This is a genomic window from Sinomicrobium oceani, assembly GCF_900119185.1.
In the GTDB taxonomy this organism is placed as follows: domain Bacteria; phylum Bacteroidota; class Bacteroidia; order Flavobacteriales; family Flavobacteriaceae; genus Sinomicrobium; species Sinomicrobium oceani.
Genome location: NZ_FPJE01000004.1, coordinates 119,490 through 136,294, shown reverse-complemented (window position 1 = coordinate 136,294; position 16,805 = coordinate 119,490). Strand labels below are relative to the sequence as shown.

At 45.1% G+C, this 16,805-nt stretch carries 14 protein-coding genes; 3 read left to right on the top strand and 11 right to left on the bottom strand.

Annotation, left to right across the window (positions count from 1 at the left end):
• Positions 1 to 52 precede the first annotated feature (52 nt).
• The gene (locus BT112_RS04985) at positions 53 to 3,721 is read left to right on the top strand and encodes a reprolysin-like metallopeptidase (protein WP_072316278.1); all 3,669 of its coding nucleotides are present in this window, start codon (positions 53 to 55) and stop codon (positions 3,719 to 3,721) included.
• Positions 3,722 to 3,775: 54 nt separating this feature from the next.
• Entirely contained in the window at positions 3,776 to 4,471 is a 696-nt protein-coding gene (locus BT112_RS04980) for a fibronectin type III domain-containing protein (RefSeq protein WP_072316277.1), read from the top strand.
• Between the two features lie 10 nt (positions 4,472 to 4,481).
• On the opposite strand, the gene pth is transcribed toward BT112_RS04980, so the two are convergent.
• The 8 genes from pth to BT112_RS04940 form a co-directional block, all read right to left on the bottom strand.
• Positions 4,482 to 5,114: an aminoacyl-tRNA hydrolase gene (pth, locus tag BT112_RS04975; protein WP_072316276.1), complete on the bottom strand. Its 633-nt coding sequence runs from the start codon at positions 5,112 to 5,114 to the stop codon at positions 4,482 to 4,484.
• Positions 5,115 to 5,197: 83 nt separating this feature from the next.
• The gene (locus tag BT112_RS04970) at positions 5,198 to 5,794 is read right to left on the bottom strand and encodes a 50S ribosomal protein L25/general stress protein Ctc (RefSeq protein ID WP_072316275.1); all 597 of its coding nucleotides are present in this window, start codon (positions 5,792 to 5,794) and stop codon (positions 5,198 to 5,200) included.
• A gap of 49 nt (positions 5,795 to 5,843) precedes the next feature.
• Positions 5,844 to 6,785, bottom strand: a complete 942-nt coding sequence (locus BT112_RS04965; protein ID WP_072316274.1) for a ribose-phosphate pyrophosphokinase — start codon at positions 6,783 to 6,785, stop codon at positions 5,844 to 5,846.
• Positions 6,786 to 6,922: 137 nt separating this feature from the next.
• Complete coding sequence (locus BT112_RS04960) at positions 6,923 to 8,164, bottom strand: aminotransferase class V-fold PLP-dependent enzyme (RefSeq protein ID WP_072316364.1); 1,242 nt, start codon at positions 8,162 to 8,164, stop codon at positions 6,923 to 6,925.
• Positions 8,165 to 8,256: 92 nt separating this feature from the next.
• Positions 8,257 to 9,573: a Fe-S cluster assembly protein SufD gene (gene sufD, locus BT112_RS04955; RefSeq protein WP_072316363.1), complete on the bottom strand. Its 1,317-nt coding sequence runs from the start codon at positions 9,571 to 9,573 to the stop codon at positions 8,257 to 8,259.
• Between the two features lie 118 nt (positions 9,574 to 9,691).
• Complete coding sequence (sufC, locus tag BT112_RS04950) at positions 9,692 to 10,447, bottom strand: Fe-S cluster assembly ATPase SufC (RefSeq protein ID WP_072316273.1); 756 nt, start codon at positions 10,445 to 10,447, stop codon at positions 9,692 to 9,694.
• 110 nt (positions 10,448 to 10,557) lie between these two features.
• Complete coding sequence (sufB, locus tag BT112_RS04945; protein ID WP_072316272.1) at positions 10,558 to 12,003, bottom strand: Fe-S cluster assembly protein SufB; 1,446 nt, start codon at positions 12,001 to 12,003, stop codon at positions 10,558 to 10,560.
• Between the two features lie 67 nt (positions 12,004 to 12,070).
• Positions 12,071 to 12,400 carry a HesB/IscA family protein gene (locus BT112_RS04940; RefSeq protein ID WP_072316271.1) on the bottom strand — a complete coding sequence of 110 codons (330 nt, stop codon included), beginning with the start codon at positions 12,398 to 12,400 and terminating at the stop codon, positions 12,071 to 12,073.
• 224 nt (positions 12,401 to 12,624) lie between these two features.
• Between BT112_RS04940 and thiL the strand changes: the two genes are divergently transcribed.
• Complete coding sequence (thiL, locus tag BT112_RS04935; RefSeq protein ID WP_072316270.1) at positions 12,625 to 13,674, top strand: thiamine-phosphate kinase; 1,050 nt, start codon at positions 12,625 to 12,627, stop codon at positions 13,672 to 13,674.
• A gap of 8 nt (positions 13,675 to 13,682) precedes the next feature.
• Here thiL and BT112_RS04930 read toward each other — a convergent pair whose 3' ends face one another.
• The 3 genes from BT112_RS04930 to glmS form a co-directional block, all read right to left on the bottom strand.
• Positions 13,683 to 13,955 (bottom strand): hypothetical protein, encoded by a 273-nt coding sequence (locus tag BT112_RS04930; RefSeq protein ID WP_245776984.1) that lies wholly within the window; start codon positions 13,953 to 13,955, stop codon positions 13,683 to 13,685.
• A gap of 47 nt (positions 13,956 to 14,002) precedes the next feature.
• Complete coding sequence (locus BT112_RS04925; protein ID WP_072316269.1) at positions 14,003 to 14,779, bottom strand: alpha/beta fold hydrolase; 777 nt, start codon at positions 14,777 to 14,779, stop codon at positions 14,003 to 14,005.
• A gap of 155 nt (positions 14,780 to 14,934) precedes the next feature.
• Entirely contained in the window at positions 14,935 to 16,782 is a 1,848-nt protein-coding gene (glmS, locus tag BT112_RS04920) for a glutamine--fructose-6-phosphate transaminase (isomerizing) (RefSeq protein ID WP_072316268.1), read from the bottom strand.
• Positions 16,783 to 16,805: the final 23 nt, after the last annotated feature.

Genomic DNA, 16,805 nt, shown 5'->3' with positions numbered 1-16,805 from the left:
GTATGAAAAAGACATACGTATTGATTTTTTTTATATCTCTAAACCCAAATCCATGATAAAAAAACTACTCTTTATCACCTTTGCGCTTTGCTTCTTTGCCGGTTACGGACAAAGCCAGGTGTGGACCCCGGCAAATACCGCCGGAAGATCGAACATATTACCTCAGAAGGCACAGCTTCCTTCCGGTAAAACCTATACCCTGAACCTGGAATCCCTCAAAAAACTGCTGCAGAATGCCCCGTTGAGAGGACAGATCTCAGGAAAGTCCGACATTGTCATCGAATTTCCGGATGCAGACGGTAATTTCGAAAAGTACCGGATATCCGAAGCCCCCGTGATGCACCCCGCTCTTGCGGCACGATATCCCGGAATCAAGTCGTATACGGGAAAAAGTATTGATGATCCATCGGCAATGATACGTTTCAGTATTTCCCATCTCGGATTGCAAAGCATGAAGCTCTCTGCCAAAAACGGCTCGGTATTTATCGAACCCTATTCCAAAGATCGCACGCAATACATCGTCTACGATCGGAAGAACTCTAAAATGATGTCGGGTTTCGAGTGTAAGGTAGAAGAGGATGTCACCCTTGCCATAAGCGGAACCGTACAAAAAAACACCGATGACAGTACTTTACGTACATATCGCCTAGCCCTTTCTGCTTCCGGGGAATACACCCAGTACTTCGGTGGCACCAAGGAAGATGCACTCGCCGCAATGAACGCCACTATGACCAGGGTGAACGGCCTTTTTGAAAATGATTTTGCCGTTACGATGATCCTGATTGCCAATACGGATGATGTCATTTACACCGACCCCGCCACGGACCCTTATACAGGAAGTTATAACGGGGAGTTACAAAGCACACTGACCAGTGTTATCGGTGAAGAAAACTATGATATCGGCCATGTCTTTATACAGGGTGGTGACAACGGTAATGCCGGATGCATCGGTTGTGTATGTGTCGACAACAGGAAGGGTAGTGGTTTTACTTCCCACTCCAATCCCGAAGGCGATAATTTCGATGTGGATTTTGTTGCTCATGAGATGGGACACCAGTTTGGCGCCAACCATACTTTTACCATCCGGGACGAAGGCACTGATGCTCACTATGAGCCGGGAAGCGGATCTACTATTATGGGGTATGCCGGTATCACGGGCGCTACTGATGTACAGCCACACAGCGATCCCTATTTTCATGCATTCAGCATAGAACAGGTAAGCAATTATGTAAAGACTACAACCTGCCAGACCGACACTTCTACCGGAAACAATGTGCCCACAGCCGATGCCGGTGGGGATTTTACCATCCCGAAAGGCACTCCGTTTATGCTCACCGGTGAAGGTACGGACGCAGACAGTGACGATATACTGACATATTGCTGGGAGCAGATGGACGAAGACGATGCGCTTAGTCCCTATCCTTCTCCCACGGCCACCTCCGGACCCGTATTCCGGTCTATCGCTCCGTCAGTTTCCGCAACACGCTACTTCCCGGCCATAGCCACCGTTTTGTCCGGAAGTACAGCCTCACAATGGGAGGTAGTCCCGGAAGTGGCCCGGGAAATGAATTTCCGGCTTACGGTACGCGACAATCGCCCCGGAGGAGCAGCAAACAACAGTGACGATATCATACTTACCGTCAGTGATGCCGCAGGACCATTCATTATCACTTCCCACGACACTTCCATGAATATTGCTTCCGGAAGCACCCAGACAGTAACCTGGGATGTTGCAGGCACCAATACCGGAGAGGTAAACGCACAGCTTGTTGATATCTTATTTGCTCCTTCGGACGATTTCTCCGAATTGCGCACTATGGCTACAGGTGTTACCAATAACGGAAGCCATGAAATTACATTTCCGGATGATGTCAATACAGATACGGGAAGAATTATCGTCAGGGCTTCGGACAATGTTTTCTATGCAGTAAGCCAGGGCGATCTCTCCATCCGGGAATTTGCACTGGACTTTCAGGTTGATGACCTCACGGTATGCAAACCGGAAGATCTGGAATTTACGTTCACCTACCAGGCTTCATCCGGATTTTCGGAGGAAGTCTCTTTTTCGGCTACTGAATTACCCGAAGGCACTTCGGTGAGTTTCACTCCTGCCGTAGTAACCGAATCCGAAACAGAAATACAGGTTTCCGTAACAGGCACCGGAAGTCTTGACGAAGGAGCATACAGCTTTTCTATACACGCAGAATCCGAAGGAGGACTTACCGATGAAAAAGAAGTGGACATACAGGTGTATGAGCCTATAGAGATCGGGGAAGTGTCGCCACTGTCTCCCTACAATGCCAGTGATGTAAACACGACCGTGTCCATGCAATGGGAAGAAATCCCGGATGTGCCTTCGTATACCATTCAGATTGCTGCGGACGAAGCATTCTCTTCTATCATCGACGAAGCATCCGTAACCGCGACCAGTTACATCTCGGAAGAGCTCGAAAACGGGCAGACTTATTACTGGAGAGTCAAAGGTGTCGGGCATTGTGAAGAGGGAGCCTACAGCACTACTTTTTACTTTCACACTTCCGAATCGGCATCCGGTTGTGATCTCTTTGAAAACAACACCGCCATTCCGATCAGCAGTGCAAGTCCCAATACGATAACCTCTTCGGTAGAAGTCAGTGATGTAGGCATACTGACCAGCCTCGTCCTGAACCTCGACATCACACACTCTTATGTTTCGGATCTGACCGTTAGCCTTACATCTCCTTCGGGCACCACCGTTGTTATCCTGGACGGCGTATGCGGTGGCAATGAAAACATTGATGCTTCCTTCGGAAATGACGGGGAGCCGCTGACATGTGGCAACGGAACTCCGACCATTACAGGACATTTGCTGCCCCAGGAATCTTTTGAGATTTTTCAGGAGGAGCCTCTCGACGGTACCTGGACCCTGACCGTTACCGACGGTTATAGCTTAGATGGCGGCATGCTCAATGCATTTTCCCTGGATATTTGTACAGATCCCCCCTCTTTATCACTCCCCCAGGATAATTTTGCATTGAAAACCACCAGTGAGACCTGTCGTGATAATGACGACGGATCGGTAAGTATAGAATCCATGGAAATTCACGATTACCAGGCGGTCATCACAGGCGCAGACGACCTGGAAATCACCGGTAGTTTTCAGTATTTCTGGGAAACAAAAAACCTGAAATCCGGAAACTACTCCATGTGCATTACCGCAGAAGGATATCCGGGTTTTCAACAGTGTTTTGACTTTACGATCTCCCAGCCGGAAGAACTGTCTGTAACCTCATCGGTAAATCAATCCCGGCGCCGTGTGGAACTCGAACTCAGGGGTGGAGAATTATACACTATAGAGCTTAACGGGATGACTACACAAACCTCGGAGCGGAACGTATCTCTTGATCTCGAACCCGGTGAAAATCAACTCACCGTTAAAACCGGTAAAAACTGCCAGGGGATTTACAGTGAAAAGATCTATGTAGCCCCGGATGATGTAGTGGTCTACCCTAACCCTTTCCGTGAAACCACAAAAGTATTTATAGGCAATGCCGTAGAAGGAGATATCCAAATAAGTATTTTCTCCCTTACCGGCCGGCTTGTGATGACTCAGAATTACAGTCGTACTTTTAGCGGCGGCGATGAATTCGAACTACAAGCCTCTGGACTTGTTCCGGGAGTTTACCTCATAAAAATACAGGGCAAACAATTTAAAAAGACCTTCAAAATGGTGAAATTATAGCCATTTCCTAATTGAAAAAAATAAAATTCTTAGTTTTAACCAATACTACGAACAATGAAAAAATCAATATCAGGCCTTGGCTTTATAATGTTGCTGATACTCGCAGCCTGTAGCAGCGACGATGACAATACTCCACAGGCACCCGGGACAGCATCTCTGGTGTTCCCGGAAAACAATTCGGAATGTACCGCCGGTATTTCCGTCGATGATCACAACAGCAGCATACCTTTTGAATGGGAAGCCGCGGAAAGAACGGACAGCTACCGCTTAAGAGTGGAAAATCTCAATGACGGAACGGCACAGGAATTTAATACAGAAGCTACTTCTCTTCAGGTTGTTTTACAAAAAGGAGAACCTTATTCCTGGAGTGTAACTTCGGTGAGTATGGAGGCCATGGAGACCACAGAAAGTGAGAGCTGGAAGTTTTACAGTGCCGGAGACGGTATAGCATCGTATGCTCCTTTCCCGGCTACGGCAATTTCTCCGGAACCCGGCGAAAATATTACGGCAGAAGGCAGTAAAATAAGTCTGCAATGGGAAGGCAATGATATTGACGGGGATATCACCGGATATGATGTGTATTTCGGAAACTCCAATCCACCGGAAACTGCTATAGCTACCGATATTACCGAAAGTCAGCTTACGGATATCGATGTCAACTCCAAAACAGTGTATTACTGGAGGATTGTCACCAAAGACGCTCAGAATAACAGTTCAAAATCGGAGATCTTTACTTTTAAAGTGGATTAACCGGACCGGTTTACTTGCCATTGAAGGTATTCATCGTATTGGTAATGCCTGCGGTAGCAAAAGACCGTATAACCTCATAAGCCTTTTCCAGACGTTCGGGAAAGGCTTTGTTTTCTTCTTCATTCCAGTGGCCCAGCACATAATCGATCTGTTTCCCTTTGGAGAAATCCGCTCCTACACCAAAACGAAACCTGTTGTAGTTCGTCGTATTTAAAAAAGCTTGTATATCCTTAAGTCCGTTATGCCCGCCATCGCTCCCCTTGGTCTTCACCCTGATAGTCCCGAAAGGAAGGTTTATATCATCGGTAATGACCAGCAGATTTTCCAGGGGCACTTTCTCCTTGTCCATCCAGTATTTTACGGCCTTTCCGCTTAGATTCATATACGTACTCGGCTTCAACAATATAAGACTTCGTCCTTTGACCTTAAACAGAGACACATCTCCAAGCTTCACAGTCTCAAAAGCAAGTGACTCCTTTTCGGCCAGGTAATCCAGTATTTTAAACCCGATATTATGACGGGTATCTTCATACTCTTTACCGATATTCCCAAGGCCTACGATTAGAAATTTCTTCATAGCATCTTCTTCGTTAGATACGGATAAATCTTTCCCCCCTAAAATCTTCCGGACAAAAGCCCACATAACATCTCCGTTTTAGCAGGGGATAAAAATAAAAAACATCCCGACAAGAGCCGGGATGTTTCTGTAAAAATATGTTATGCAAATTACTTGCCTGCTTTTTCTGCTTTGGCAGCTTCCTGAGCAGCTTTCATAGCCGCACGTGATATTCTCACCTGACAAACTACAGTGTTGTCCGGGTTTAATATCTTGTAATCATCATTTGTAAGCGAAGTAACATACAGCTTGTTACCGATTTCCATTTCGGAAATGTTTGCAGGGATGTAATCGGGAAGGTGTTTCGGAAGCGCTTTAACTTTAAGTTTACGCTTGGTAAGACGAAGTACCCCACCTTTCATTACACCGGGAGCATTACCTTCGATTTTCACAGGAATTTCGAGGGTTACTTCTCTATCATCGTACATCTGATAGAAATCGATATGCAGAATCTTGTCCGTTACCGGGTGAAACTGAATATCCTGCAGGATTGCATTAAATTTTTGTCCGTTGTCCAGGTCAATCACTACGGTGTGTACGTCCGGAGTGTAAACCAGTTTGGAAAACGCCAAGTCGTCTGCCGAAAAGTGTAAAGGCTTGTCTCCCCCGTAAAGTACGCAAGGGACCTTTTCAGCATTACGTAAGGCCTTAGTCGAAGCTTTGCCTACGCTTTCTCTTTGAGATCCTTTAATTGTAATTGACTTCATTATATAAATATTAAAATGTTTCTTAGTCCATGTAATCCATTCCGAAAGATTACATTAAAAATTTAGAGCTTATAGAGGTATTCTGATGAACTCTTTGCATAACATCTGCAAAAAGGTTGGCACAGGTAAGCACCTTTACTTTAGGGCTTTCTTTCCTTAACGGAATAGAATCGGTAACAATCAATTCTTCCAGTTTGGAATCCTCTATTCGCTCATAGGCATTACCGGACAGCAGTGCATGTGTAGTAATAGCCCTTACACTGATAGCTCCTCTTTCGATCATAAGATCGGCTGCAGTGGTTAATGTTCCGGCAGTATCTACCATATCGTCTACCAGTACAACGTTCTTACCTTCCACATCACCGATAAGCTCCATGTGATCTATGACATTGGCTTTCTTCCGTTGTTTATAACAGATCACCACATCGCTTTCCAGGAACTTAGAGTATGCATAAGCCCTCTTGGATCCTCCCATATCGGGCGATGCTATCGTGAGATTATCCAGTTTCAAAGACTCCAGATAAGGTAAAAAGATGGTAGAAGCGAACAAATGGTCTACCGGTTTTTCAAAGAACCCTTGTATCTGATCTGCATGCAGATCCATAGTTATGATACGCGTTGCTCCTGCTGTTTCCAGCAATTTAGCTACCAGCTTAGCTCCTATCGGAACTCTGGGTTTATCTTTCCTGTCCTGCCTTGCCCATCCGAAATAGGGTAAAACAGCCGTAATATGCCTTGCGGAAGCTCTTTTGGCTGCATCGAGCATAAGCAGCATTTCCATCAGGTTTTCCGTTCCGGGATGTGTTGAACCGATGATAAATATCCTCGATCCCCTTATCGACTCTTCAAAAGACGGCTGAAATTCACCGTCACTGTATTTAGAGAACGTTACACGTCCTAAATCTGCCCCGAAAGACTCTGCAATTTTTTCGGCCAATACCGTACTTTGTTCACAGGCAAAAATCTTAGGCTCAGGCACTGTATAAGACATTGTTATGGTGTTGTTTAGTAGTTTAGCGGTGTTTCTTAACGAGGTGCAAATTTAGAAATTATTTTGATATGTGCACTTTTAATTCTCTTTTTTATTGATAGCCATCAACTTACCCTAAAAAAAACACTCCTACCGCATCAGCCAAGCATCTGGGCGGCTTTTTTGACCGCTGCAACCAAGGTATCTATTTCTCCTTGGGTATTATAAAAAGCAAAGCTGGCCCGTACTGTGCCGGGAATTTTATAATAGTCCATAATAGGTTGTGCACAATGATGCCCGGTACGCACAGCTATCCCCAGCTTATCCACAATAGTACCGATATCGTAGGGATGTATCCCTTTTATATTAAACGAAACAACTGCTGTTTTGTGCCCTGAAGTACCATAAATACGAAGACCCGGTATACTCAGCAACTCCTTGGTTGCATACCCCAGTAATTCGTCCTCGTAAGCTGCAATCTTATCAAACCCGATAGCATTCATATAATCTACGGCGACTCCAAAAGCAATCCCTCCGCAAATATCCGGCGTTCCCGCCTCAAATTTATGAGGGAGCCCGGCATAGGTCGTTTTTTCGAAAGTGACTTCGGCAATCATCTCACCACCACCCTGATAGGGAGGCAGTTTTTGCAACCATTCCTCCTTACCGTAAAGCACACCTACCCCGGTGGGTCCGCACATCTTGTGTGCAGAAGCCACGTAAAAATCTACATCAAGCGCCTGTACATCCGGCTTTATGTGCGGACATGCCTGCGCCCCGTCGACCAGAACAGCAGCACCTACGCCATGAGCCTTGTCGATAATCTCTTTTACAGGGTTAACCGTTCCCAAAGCATTAGAAACATGATTACAGAATACCAGCCTTGTTTTTTCCGAGAGCAATTGTTCGTAAGCATCCATGACAAGCTCACCTTCTTCGTTCATCGGAATAACACGAAGAACTGCTCCTGTTCGCTCGCAAAGCATTTGCCAGGGCACGATATTGGAATGATGTTCCAGGGCCGAAACCACAACCTCATCCCCTTTCCGGAGAAAAGAAGAAAAGCCGTTTGCTACCAGGTTGATACCATGAGTGGTCCCCGAAGTGAATATCATTTCGTATGCCTTGGCTGCATTAAAATGTTTTTGAAGTTTTATCCGCGATTGCTCATAAGCATCCGTAGCTTCCTGCGACAAGGTATGCACCCCGCGATGTATGTTTGCATTATAACGGGAATAATAATCTACGATTGCGTCTATAACCACCTGCGGTGTCTGTGAGGTAGCTGCATTATCAAAATACACCAGTGGCTTACCGTTTACCTTTCGCTTCAGTATCGGGAAATCCATACGTATTTTTTCTACATCAAAAGATGTGGTATGTGGAACTGTAGTCGCCATTGTAAAAAAGATCATGGGTTAAAATACGAAGTAGAGAGCCCTTTACTCTTAAAAACAAGAGGCTCTTCTTACGGTCTGTCTTCGTGCTACTCTCAGAGCTCAAAACCGAGGTTCACCCCCAGTTTTTTAGCGATAAGCTTGTTTATACGGGCCTTGACTTCAGGTATTTTTACACTTTCCAGGACGTTATTGGCAAAAGCATACATCAACAGCGCTTTGGCCTCTTTTGTGGGTATTCCCCTGGAACGAAGATAGAACATGGCATCTTCATCGAGCTGCCCTATGGTACATCCGTGCGAGCACTTTACATCGTCCGCAAATATCTCCAACTGCGGTTTGGTATTTATCGTAGCCTTATCATCAAGCAGAATATTATTGTTTTGCTGGAAGGCATTGGTCTTCTGTGCCTCCTTCTCAACGATAATCTTTCCGTTGAAAACCCCTGTACTACGATCGGAATAGATCCCTTTATAGTCCTGGTGGCTCTCACAATTCGGACAGGCATGGTTTACCAGCGTGTGATGGTCTACGTGCTGTTTCTCTCCTATAATGGTAATTCCTTTAAGCGTAGACATCACCCGTTCGTCCTTGTGATAGAAATTGAGGTTGTTCCTGGTGAGATGACCACCTATGGAAAATGTGTGTACAGATGCATGACTCTCCTTTTCCTGAGATATATAGGTATTATCTATCAATGAAGCTCCCGGATTGTCGTTCTGTATCTTATAATAGTCGACCAAAGATCGTTTGTCTGCAAATATTTCGGTAACCACATTGGTAAGTACCGGATTTTCGGTAAGACTCTGATGACGCTCTATGATCTGCACCTGCGCATGCTCACCCACAACAATAAGGTTTCTGGGCTGCAACATCATAGCCGGCTCTTTTCCTGTAGAGAAATGCAGGATCTGAATAGGCTTATCTACTATTTTACCTTTCGGAATATTGATAAAAGCACCTTCTTTTAAGAATGCCGTATTCAGTGCGGTAAGACTGTCTTCCGTATTAGCCGTCTTATTGAAATACTTTTCTATAATTGCTCTGTATTTCGGCTTGCTCAATGCAGAACTCATCAGACATACATCCAGCCCGTCATGTGAGGTTGCCGAAAGATTGGAACTGTACCGGCCATCTACAAAAGCTATTTTATACGAATCGATATCGTGAATAAAATAGCGCATCACATCTTTAAACTCCAAACCGGTCTCTGCTTTGGGAAACAGGCTGTAGTTCTGTTTGAGAATTGCGTTTAACGAGGTATATTTCCAGGCCTCTTCTTTCTTCGTTGGAAATCCTTTTTCGTCGAATTTCTTAATCGCATCCGAACAAATATCATGTAATGGCGATTGCACATCCAATCCATCTTCGTAAGCGAAGAAAGAAGAAACCAATTTATCTTTTAATTCCATTTGTTTTAAGTTTCTTTCGTCCCGGTTTTTGACTCTCCATTCCGGCATTTGACAGGTTGACACATACCGGTTACAGCATGAATTACAAAACCGTTCAAAAACCGTAAATCCAGAAAATCTAATTGCTAACTTTCTCCTGCTTTATCCAGTCGTATCCTTTTTCCTCCAGTTCATGTGCCAGCTCGGCACCACCGGACTTCACGATCTTTCCATCGAGTAGCACGTGTACAAAATCGGGAACAATATAATCGAGTAGTCTCTGGTAGTGGGTAATAACGACCACCGCATTATCCTTGGAACGCAAACGGTTCACACCATTAGAAACGATACGCAATGCATCAATATCCAGTCCTGAGTCCGTTTCGTCGAGGATAGCCAGTTTGGGTTCAAGCATTGCCATCTGGAAAATCTCATTTCGTTTTTTCTCTCCTCCGGAGAAACCTTCATTTAAAGACCTGGAAAGAAATTTACGGTCAATCTCGAGCAATTCTGATTTTTCCCTGATTTTTTTCAGCATTTCACTGGCAGGCATTTCTTCCAGCCCTTGTGCTTTACGGGTCTCGTTGATGGCCGTTTTCATAAAATTAGTTACGGACACCCCCGGAATTTCAACGGGATATTGAAAAGAGAGGAAAATACCCTTGTGTGCCCTTTCTTCGGCAGAAAGCTCTTCGAGGTCCTCTCCTGCAAAAACGATATTTCCATCGGTAACTTCAAACTCTTCCTTCCCGGCAATAACGGAAGACAACGTACTTTTACCGGAACCGTTAGGCCCCATAATAGCATGTACTTCTCCGGCATTCACCTCGATGTTTATTCCTTTTAATATCTCCTTGCCTTCTACTCCGGCATGTAAGTTGTTTATCTTTAGCATTTCTTATTAAAATTATGAAACCTGCACCTTTTTGGTTTCCGACGGGAAAAAATCAGGCGCCCGTTTTTTTAGCATTACTACTTTGACTGTACTCCGATCCTCGAGGCCGATTACCCTACCGATCCTTCCAGGGATATTTCGAGAAGTTTTTGTGCTTCCACAGCAAACTCCATCGGCAACTTATTCAACACCTCTTTACTAAAGCCGTTCACGATAAGCGCGATGGCTTTTTCCGTATCTATCCCTCGCTGGTTACAGTAAAAAATCTGGTCTTCCCCGATCTTGGATGTGGTAGCTTCATGTTCTATCTGTGCTGTTTTGTTTTTGGCCTCTATATACGGAAAAGTATGAGCCCCGCAATTGTTACCCATCAACAGGGAATCGCACTGCGAAAAGTTTCGGGCGTTTTCGGCCCTGCTGTTTACCTGCACCAGACCCCGGTAACTGTTCTGTGATTTTCCGGCAGAAATACCTTTGGATATGATCGTACTTTTGGTATTCTTACCCAGGTGTATCATCTTCGTACCAGTATCGGCCTGCTGATAATTATTGGTCACGGCTATGGAATAAAATTCGCCTACGGAATTGTCTCCTTTCAGCACACAACTCGGATACTTCCAGGTCACGGCGCTACCGGTTTCCACCTGTGTCCAGGATATTTTGGCGTTGGTTTCACACAGTCCCCTTTTGGTCACAAAGTTATACACCCCGCCTTTTCCGTCTTTACCTCCCGGAAACCAGTTCTGAACCGTAGAGTATTTGATCTCCGCATTATCGAGAGCGATAAGTTCGACTACCGCCGCATGAAGCTGGTTCTCATCACGCATCGGAGCAGTACAACCTTCGAGGTAACTTACATAACTCCCTTCGTCCGCAATGACCAGTGTACGCTCAAATTGACCCGTACCGGCCTGGTTGATCCGGAAATACGTGGATAACTCCATAGGGCAACGCACGCCTTTGGGTATGTAACAGAACGATCCGTCCGAGAACACTGCCGAATTAAGGGCTGCGTAAAAATTATCTTTTTTAGGCACTACCGAACCGATGTACTTCTTCACCAGTTCCGGATGCTTTTTTATGGCTTCACTAATAGAACAGAAAATAATTCCCTTTTCTGCCAGGGTTTCCTTGAAGGTAGTCGCTACGGAAACGGAATCCATAACCACATCTATGGCTACCCCTGCCAGTTTTTTCTGTTCTTCGAGTGAGATCCCAAGTTTGTTAAACGTCTCCAGCAACTCCGGGTCTACCTCGTCAAGACTGTTGTATTTGTCCTTCTTTTTGGGAGCCGAATAATAACTGATATTCTGGAAATCGGGCTTTTTGTAATGTACATTGGCCCATTCCGGTTCGATCATTTGCTCCCAGGCCCTAAAAGCTTCTACCCTCCATTCGGTCATCCATTCGGGTTCTTCCTTTTTCCTGGAAATCGCCCTTACGATATCCTCGTTAAGCCCAACAGGAAACGTCTCCGACTCTATATCCGTATAAAAGCCGTATTCGTATTCCTTGGTTTCTAATTCCTTTTTTAATTCTTCTTCTGTATATGCCATCTCTTTAATTTCACACCATTAATATGCGGCCACGCAACCACTTGAAAGCATCAAATGCCTTCACCGGTTACAGTGAAAAACTCTCTCCGCACCCACAGGTACGTTGTGCATTCGGGTTGTTAAACACAAATCCCTTTCCGTTAAGTCCTCCGGAATATTCGAGTGTAGTCCCAACCAGATACAAAAAACTCTTCTTATCTACAAGGATACGTACCGCATTGTCTTCAAAGAGCTTATCATCTTCGCTTTGCAGTTTGTCAAACTTCAACTCGTATGACAGCCCACTGCATCCTCCGCTTTTTACGCCTACGCGCACAAAGTCATTAGTCGCGTCATAACCCTCTTCAGTCATGAGCTCCACGACTTTTCGCTTTGCTGTATCTGAAACTTTTATCATGGTTTATAGTGGTTTAATCCTAAATTGCAATGCAAAGATAGTAACTATAATAGACTTAATAAACTATTTAGACAGCAATTACACAATCACGGCATAAGAGAAATTTATAACAATAGCTCCTTAAAAAACAGGAGGATAACACATTTGCCCGCATTGGCACGACAATCTCCCGCAGGGAATGTCTGCAATAGCCATTATCTTTCAAAAACCGCTACCTTTGCAACATGATAGAAGATAAAGATCAACAACGGACATCACTTTCCGAACTTGGAGAATTCGGACTGATAGAACATCTTACCAAAGACTTCGAGCCTCACAGGACATCTACAATCAAAGGTATTGGTGACGATGCGGCTATTCTGGATTTTAAAGATAAAAATACAGTTGTCACTAATGACCTGCTCGTAGAAGGGGTACATTTCGACCTTGCCTACATGCCCCTGAAGCATCTGGGCTACAAAGCGGTTATGGTCAACCTGTCGGACGTTTACGCAATGAACGCCACAGCTACCCAGATTACCGTTTCTATAGCCGTATCCAACCGGTTCCCCCTGGAAGCACTGGAAGAGCTGTATGCCGGTATTGCCCTGGCCTGCAACATGTATGACGTGGACCTGATTGGCGGAGACACGACCTCATCAGGCAAAGGTTTACTGATATCCGTAACAGCCATAGGTGAAGCAAACAGTGAGGATATCGTTTACCGCAATGGAGCAAAAGCCAATGATCTGCTCGTAGTCACGGGAGATGTCGGCGGCGCGTATATGGGACTACAGATCCTGGAACGGGAAAAAGAGGTATTCAAAGTCAACCCCAATAACCAACCGGATCTTTCCATGTATTCCTATATCATCGAGAGGCAGCTCAAACCCGAGGCGAGAAAAGACATTCCCGCACTTCTCCGGGAACTCGGGGTAAAACCTACCGCTATGATCGACATCTCTGACGGGCTTTCTTCCGAAATACTCCATCTTTGCAAACAATCGGAGGTGGGCTGTAATTTATATGAAGACAAAATCCCCCTGGACCCACAGGTAATATCCACATGTGAAGAATTTGACATTAACAGCACGATGGTTGCCCTAAGCGGCGGGGAAGATTATGAACTTCTTTTCACAATTTCCCAGGAAGATTACCCTAAGATCAAAGGGAATCCCCACCTTTCTGTCATAGGACACATGACGCCTGAAAGTGAAGGTATGCATCTCGTCTCAAGAGCAAACACCAAAATACCTCTTAAGGCAAGAGGGTGGAATGCACTCCGCGAAGAGTAATTATAATTTCAAGCTGCCGAACTGGAATGTTGTTTTTTCTGGTGCAACTCGGCCAGAGTCTCGTTGATCTCTTTTAGCTGGGAGGTCAGCGAGGTCAATCGGCCTTCGTCGTTCACCGTCACTTCTGCACGGCAACAACTGCATTGATACTCCTTAATGTAAGATGTCACTTCCCTGCTTACTCTGAATCGGTGCCCGAATATAAAACAAAGTATTCTGGCCATAGAAAAAACGGATTTTTTAGACTTTACACGCATGGGTTTGGGTAGTTTTGTATTCATGCCCCCGAATATACAGTTTTATAAAATAAAAATCAAAAAAATAAGGGCTATTTATTTAAAAACCAACATATTGCACTTAAAACTTCTTTTTTATTCTCAATATGACTCATATGTCCGTCCGAAACTTCAAAAATCGTAACGTCCGCTCCTCTTACCTGATCTGCTAAAGCATTAAAGTCGAGCACCGGATCCTTTTTTCCGAGGATCATCATTTTCCTGTAGGGTGAAAAATGCAATAAGACCTCCCTGTCCTCCCTGATTTTCATTCCTTCGAGTGCAGCAACTATACCCTGCAGAGGCGTTTTGAGCGCTTCTGATTTTATTTTCTTAATTTCCGCTCTGAATATCGTACGGTTTTTGGGCCGAAACAGATTAGAGATCGCCATCCGGATAAAGTTCCTGTGATTGTGTTTTACGGCTGCTATAGCGCGATCCCGGTTTTTCCGTCGCATGTCGTCATCAGCCCTCGCCGTGGAATTGAGCAAAACCAATCCCTTTACGGCATCCGGATTTTTTTCGGCAAAGGCGAGAGCTACATACCCGCCCATAGAATGCCCTACAAACACAGATTTACGCACCTTTAAATGTTTCAGGACCTCTTCTACGGCCTCTGCCATCATCTCCATAGTGTGCACATACCCCAAGCAGCCCGTTGCACCATGACCGAGCAGATCTATCGTTATAACGCGGTTTTTAGCGGAAAGTTCCGGCTTCAATCCTTCCCACATCCCCGAATTCTCGAGAAAACCATGCAATAGCACCAAAGCAGGTCCTTTTCCTTCTTCCGAATAAAAAACGGGGATACCTTTGTACTGTATAATCATCCTCCTTCTTCGTTATCTCTTAGCTAAGAAAATGCAAAGTTGTACATTTCAAACACAAAAGCCAAAAAGGAAAAGGGCTAATCTTAATTGAACCCATAAAAAAACCCGTTCGGACATGAAAGCCGAACGGGTTATACCTATATTGACGAAAACTGCTATTCTACAGTCACGGATTTAGCAAGGTTTCGAGGCTGATCCACGTTACACCCACGCATTACCGCAATGTGATAGCTCAACAACTGCAGCGGGATTGTGGTCAATAACGGACTCAGGGCCTCTGTCGTCTCCGGAATCTCTATCACATGATCGGCAAGTTCCTTTACCGTAGTATCACCTTCCATAACCACCGCAATAATCTTCCCTTTTCTCGATTTTATCTCCTGAATATTGCTTACGACCTTATCGTAATGCCCGTATTTGGTAGCGATGATAACTACCGGCATCTGCTCATCGATAAGGGCTATGGGGCCATGTTTCATCTCTGCCGCCGGATATCCTTCGGCATGGATATATGATATTTCCTTCAGCTTCAAAGCACCTTCGAGAGCCACGGGAAAATTATATCCCCTACCGAGATAGAGACAGTTCGGAGCCTTCTCGTAAAGCGAAGCGACATGCTTTACATGATGATCTATTTTCAGGCATTCTTCCACCTTGGCCGGTACAGCCTCCATCTCTGCGAGATATTGCTGTAACTGCGTTCTGGAAACAGTCCCCTTAGCCATGGCCAGTTTCAGAGCCATCAGGGTAAGCACTGTAATCTGTGTGGTAAAAGCTTTGGTAGACGCCACACCGATCTCCGGTCCCGCATGCGTATAAGCACCGGCATGGGCCTCACGGGCTATAGAAGATCCCACAACATTACACACACCAAACACAAATGCACCTTTTTCCTTAGCCAGTTTAATGGCTGCCAGTGTATCTGCTGTTTCGCCGGATTGCGATATCACGATCAGCACATCCCTTTCGGTAATAATCGGGTTGCGATACCGGAATTCCGAAGCGTACTCAACTTCTACCGGAATTCTGGCCATATCCTCAAAAATATATTCTGCCACAAGGCCTGCATGCCATGATGTTCCGCATGCTGCTATAATGATACGATCGGCATTGAGAAACTTTTCCAGGTTATCTTCCATGCCGGCCATTTTTATGATCCCTTCATCTACACGGAGCCTGCCTCTATAGGTATCCCGTATCGCCTGCGGCTGCTCATAGATCTCTTTGAGCATAAAATGATCATATCCGCCTTTCTCGATCTGCTCCAGATTCAATTGCAACTCCTGTACATACGGATCGACCAGTGAATCATCTTTTATCTTACGAATCTTCACTTCTTTCCCTCTTCGAAGAATCGCCATCTCTTCATCCTCGAGATAAATTGCATTATTGGTATATTCTATAAAAGGAGAGGCATCCGAAGCCACAAAAAACTCGTCTTCCCCTATACCTATAGCCAATGGGCTCCCCAGTTTGGCCACTACGATCTCATTGGGCTTGGTTTTGTCAAAAACGACAATAGCATACGCTCCATGCACCTGGTTCAGTGCTATCTGCACTGCTTTACCAAGCTTCAACTCGTGGTTTTTCTTGACGTCTTCGATAAGGTTTATCAAAACTTCGGTATCGGTATCGGAAGTAAAAGTATAACCGCGCTTAATAAGTTCTCTTCGCAGCGGCTCGTAATTCTCTATAATACCGTTGTGAATAATCACCAGGTCTCCCGAATTGGAATAGTGAGGGTGCGAATTGACGTCGTTGGGCTCTCCGTGCGTAGCCCAGCGGGTGTGTCCTATACCTAAGGTTCCTTGCAGGGCAATTTCTTTCCGGGCTTTGGCATCCAGGTCGGCTACTTTCCCCTTGGTCTTGGAAAGCCGAATGTCTTCTCCGTCATACAACGCTACTCCGGCACTGTCATAACCCCGGTATTCCAATCGATGAAGCCCCTTGATCACCACAGGATAAGCCTCTCTATACCCTATATATCCTACAATTCCGCACATAATAATATTTTCACCTTTAACTT

Excerpts from the sequence above, each read along its gene's own strand:
- BT112_RS04985 (WP_072316278.1), top strand. The coding sequence starts at position 53 with ATGATAAAAAAACTACTCTTTATCACCTTTGCGCTTTGCTTCTTTGCC.
- BT112_RS04980 (WP_072316277.1), top strand. The coding sequence starts at position 3,776 with ATGAAAAAATCAATATCAGGCCTTGGCTTTATAATGTTGCTGATACTC.
- pth (WP_072316276.1), bottom strand. The coding sequence starts at position 5,114 with ATGTGGGCTTTTGTCCGGAAGATTTTAGGGGGGAAAGATTTATCCGTA.
- BT112_RS04970 (WP_072316275.1), bottom strand. The coding sequence starts at position 5,794 with ATGAAGTCAATTACAATTAAAGGATCTCAAAGAGAAAGCGTAGGCAAA.
- BT112_RS04965 (WP_072316274.1), bottom strand. The coding sequence starts at position 6,785 with ATGTCTTATACAGTGCCTGAGCCTAAGATTTTTGCCTGTGAACAAAGT.
- BT112_RS04960 (WP_072316364.1), bottom strand. The coding sequence starts at position 8,164 with ATGGCGACTACAGTTCCACATACCACATCTTTTGATGTAGAAAAAATA.
- sufD (WP_072316363.1), bottom strand. The coding sequence starts at position 9,573 with ATGGAATTAAAAGATAAATTGGTTTCTTCTTTCTTCGCTTACGAAGAT.
- sufC (WP_072316273.1), bottom strand. The coding sequence starts at position 10,447 with ATGCTAAAGATAAACAACTTACATGCCGGAGTAGAAGGCAAGGAGATA.
- sufB (WP_072316272.1), bottom strand. The coding sequence starts at position 12,003 with ATGGCATATACAGAAGAAGAATTAAAAAAGGAATTAGAAACCAAGGAA.
- BT112_RS04940 (WP_072316271.1), bottom strand. The coding sequence starts at position 12,400 with ATGATAAAAGTTTCAGATACAGCAAAGCGAAAAGTCGTGGAGCTCATG.
- thiL (WP_072316270.1), top strand. The coding sequence starts at position 12,625 with ATGATAGAAGATAAAGATCAACAACGGACATCACTTTCCGAACTTGGA.
- BT112_RS04930 (WP_245776984.1), bottom strand. The coding sequence starts at position 13,955 with ATGAATACAAAACTACCCAAACCCATGCGTGTAAAGTCTAAAAAATCC.
- BT112_RS04925 (WP_072316269.1), bottom strand. The coding sequence starts at position 14,779 with ATGATTATACAGTACAAAGGTATCCCCGTTTTTTATTCGGAAGAAGGA.
- glmS (WP_072316268.1), bottom strand. The coding sequence starts at position 16,782 with ATGTGCGGAATTGTAGGATATATAGGGTATAGAGAGGCTTATCCTGTG.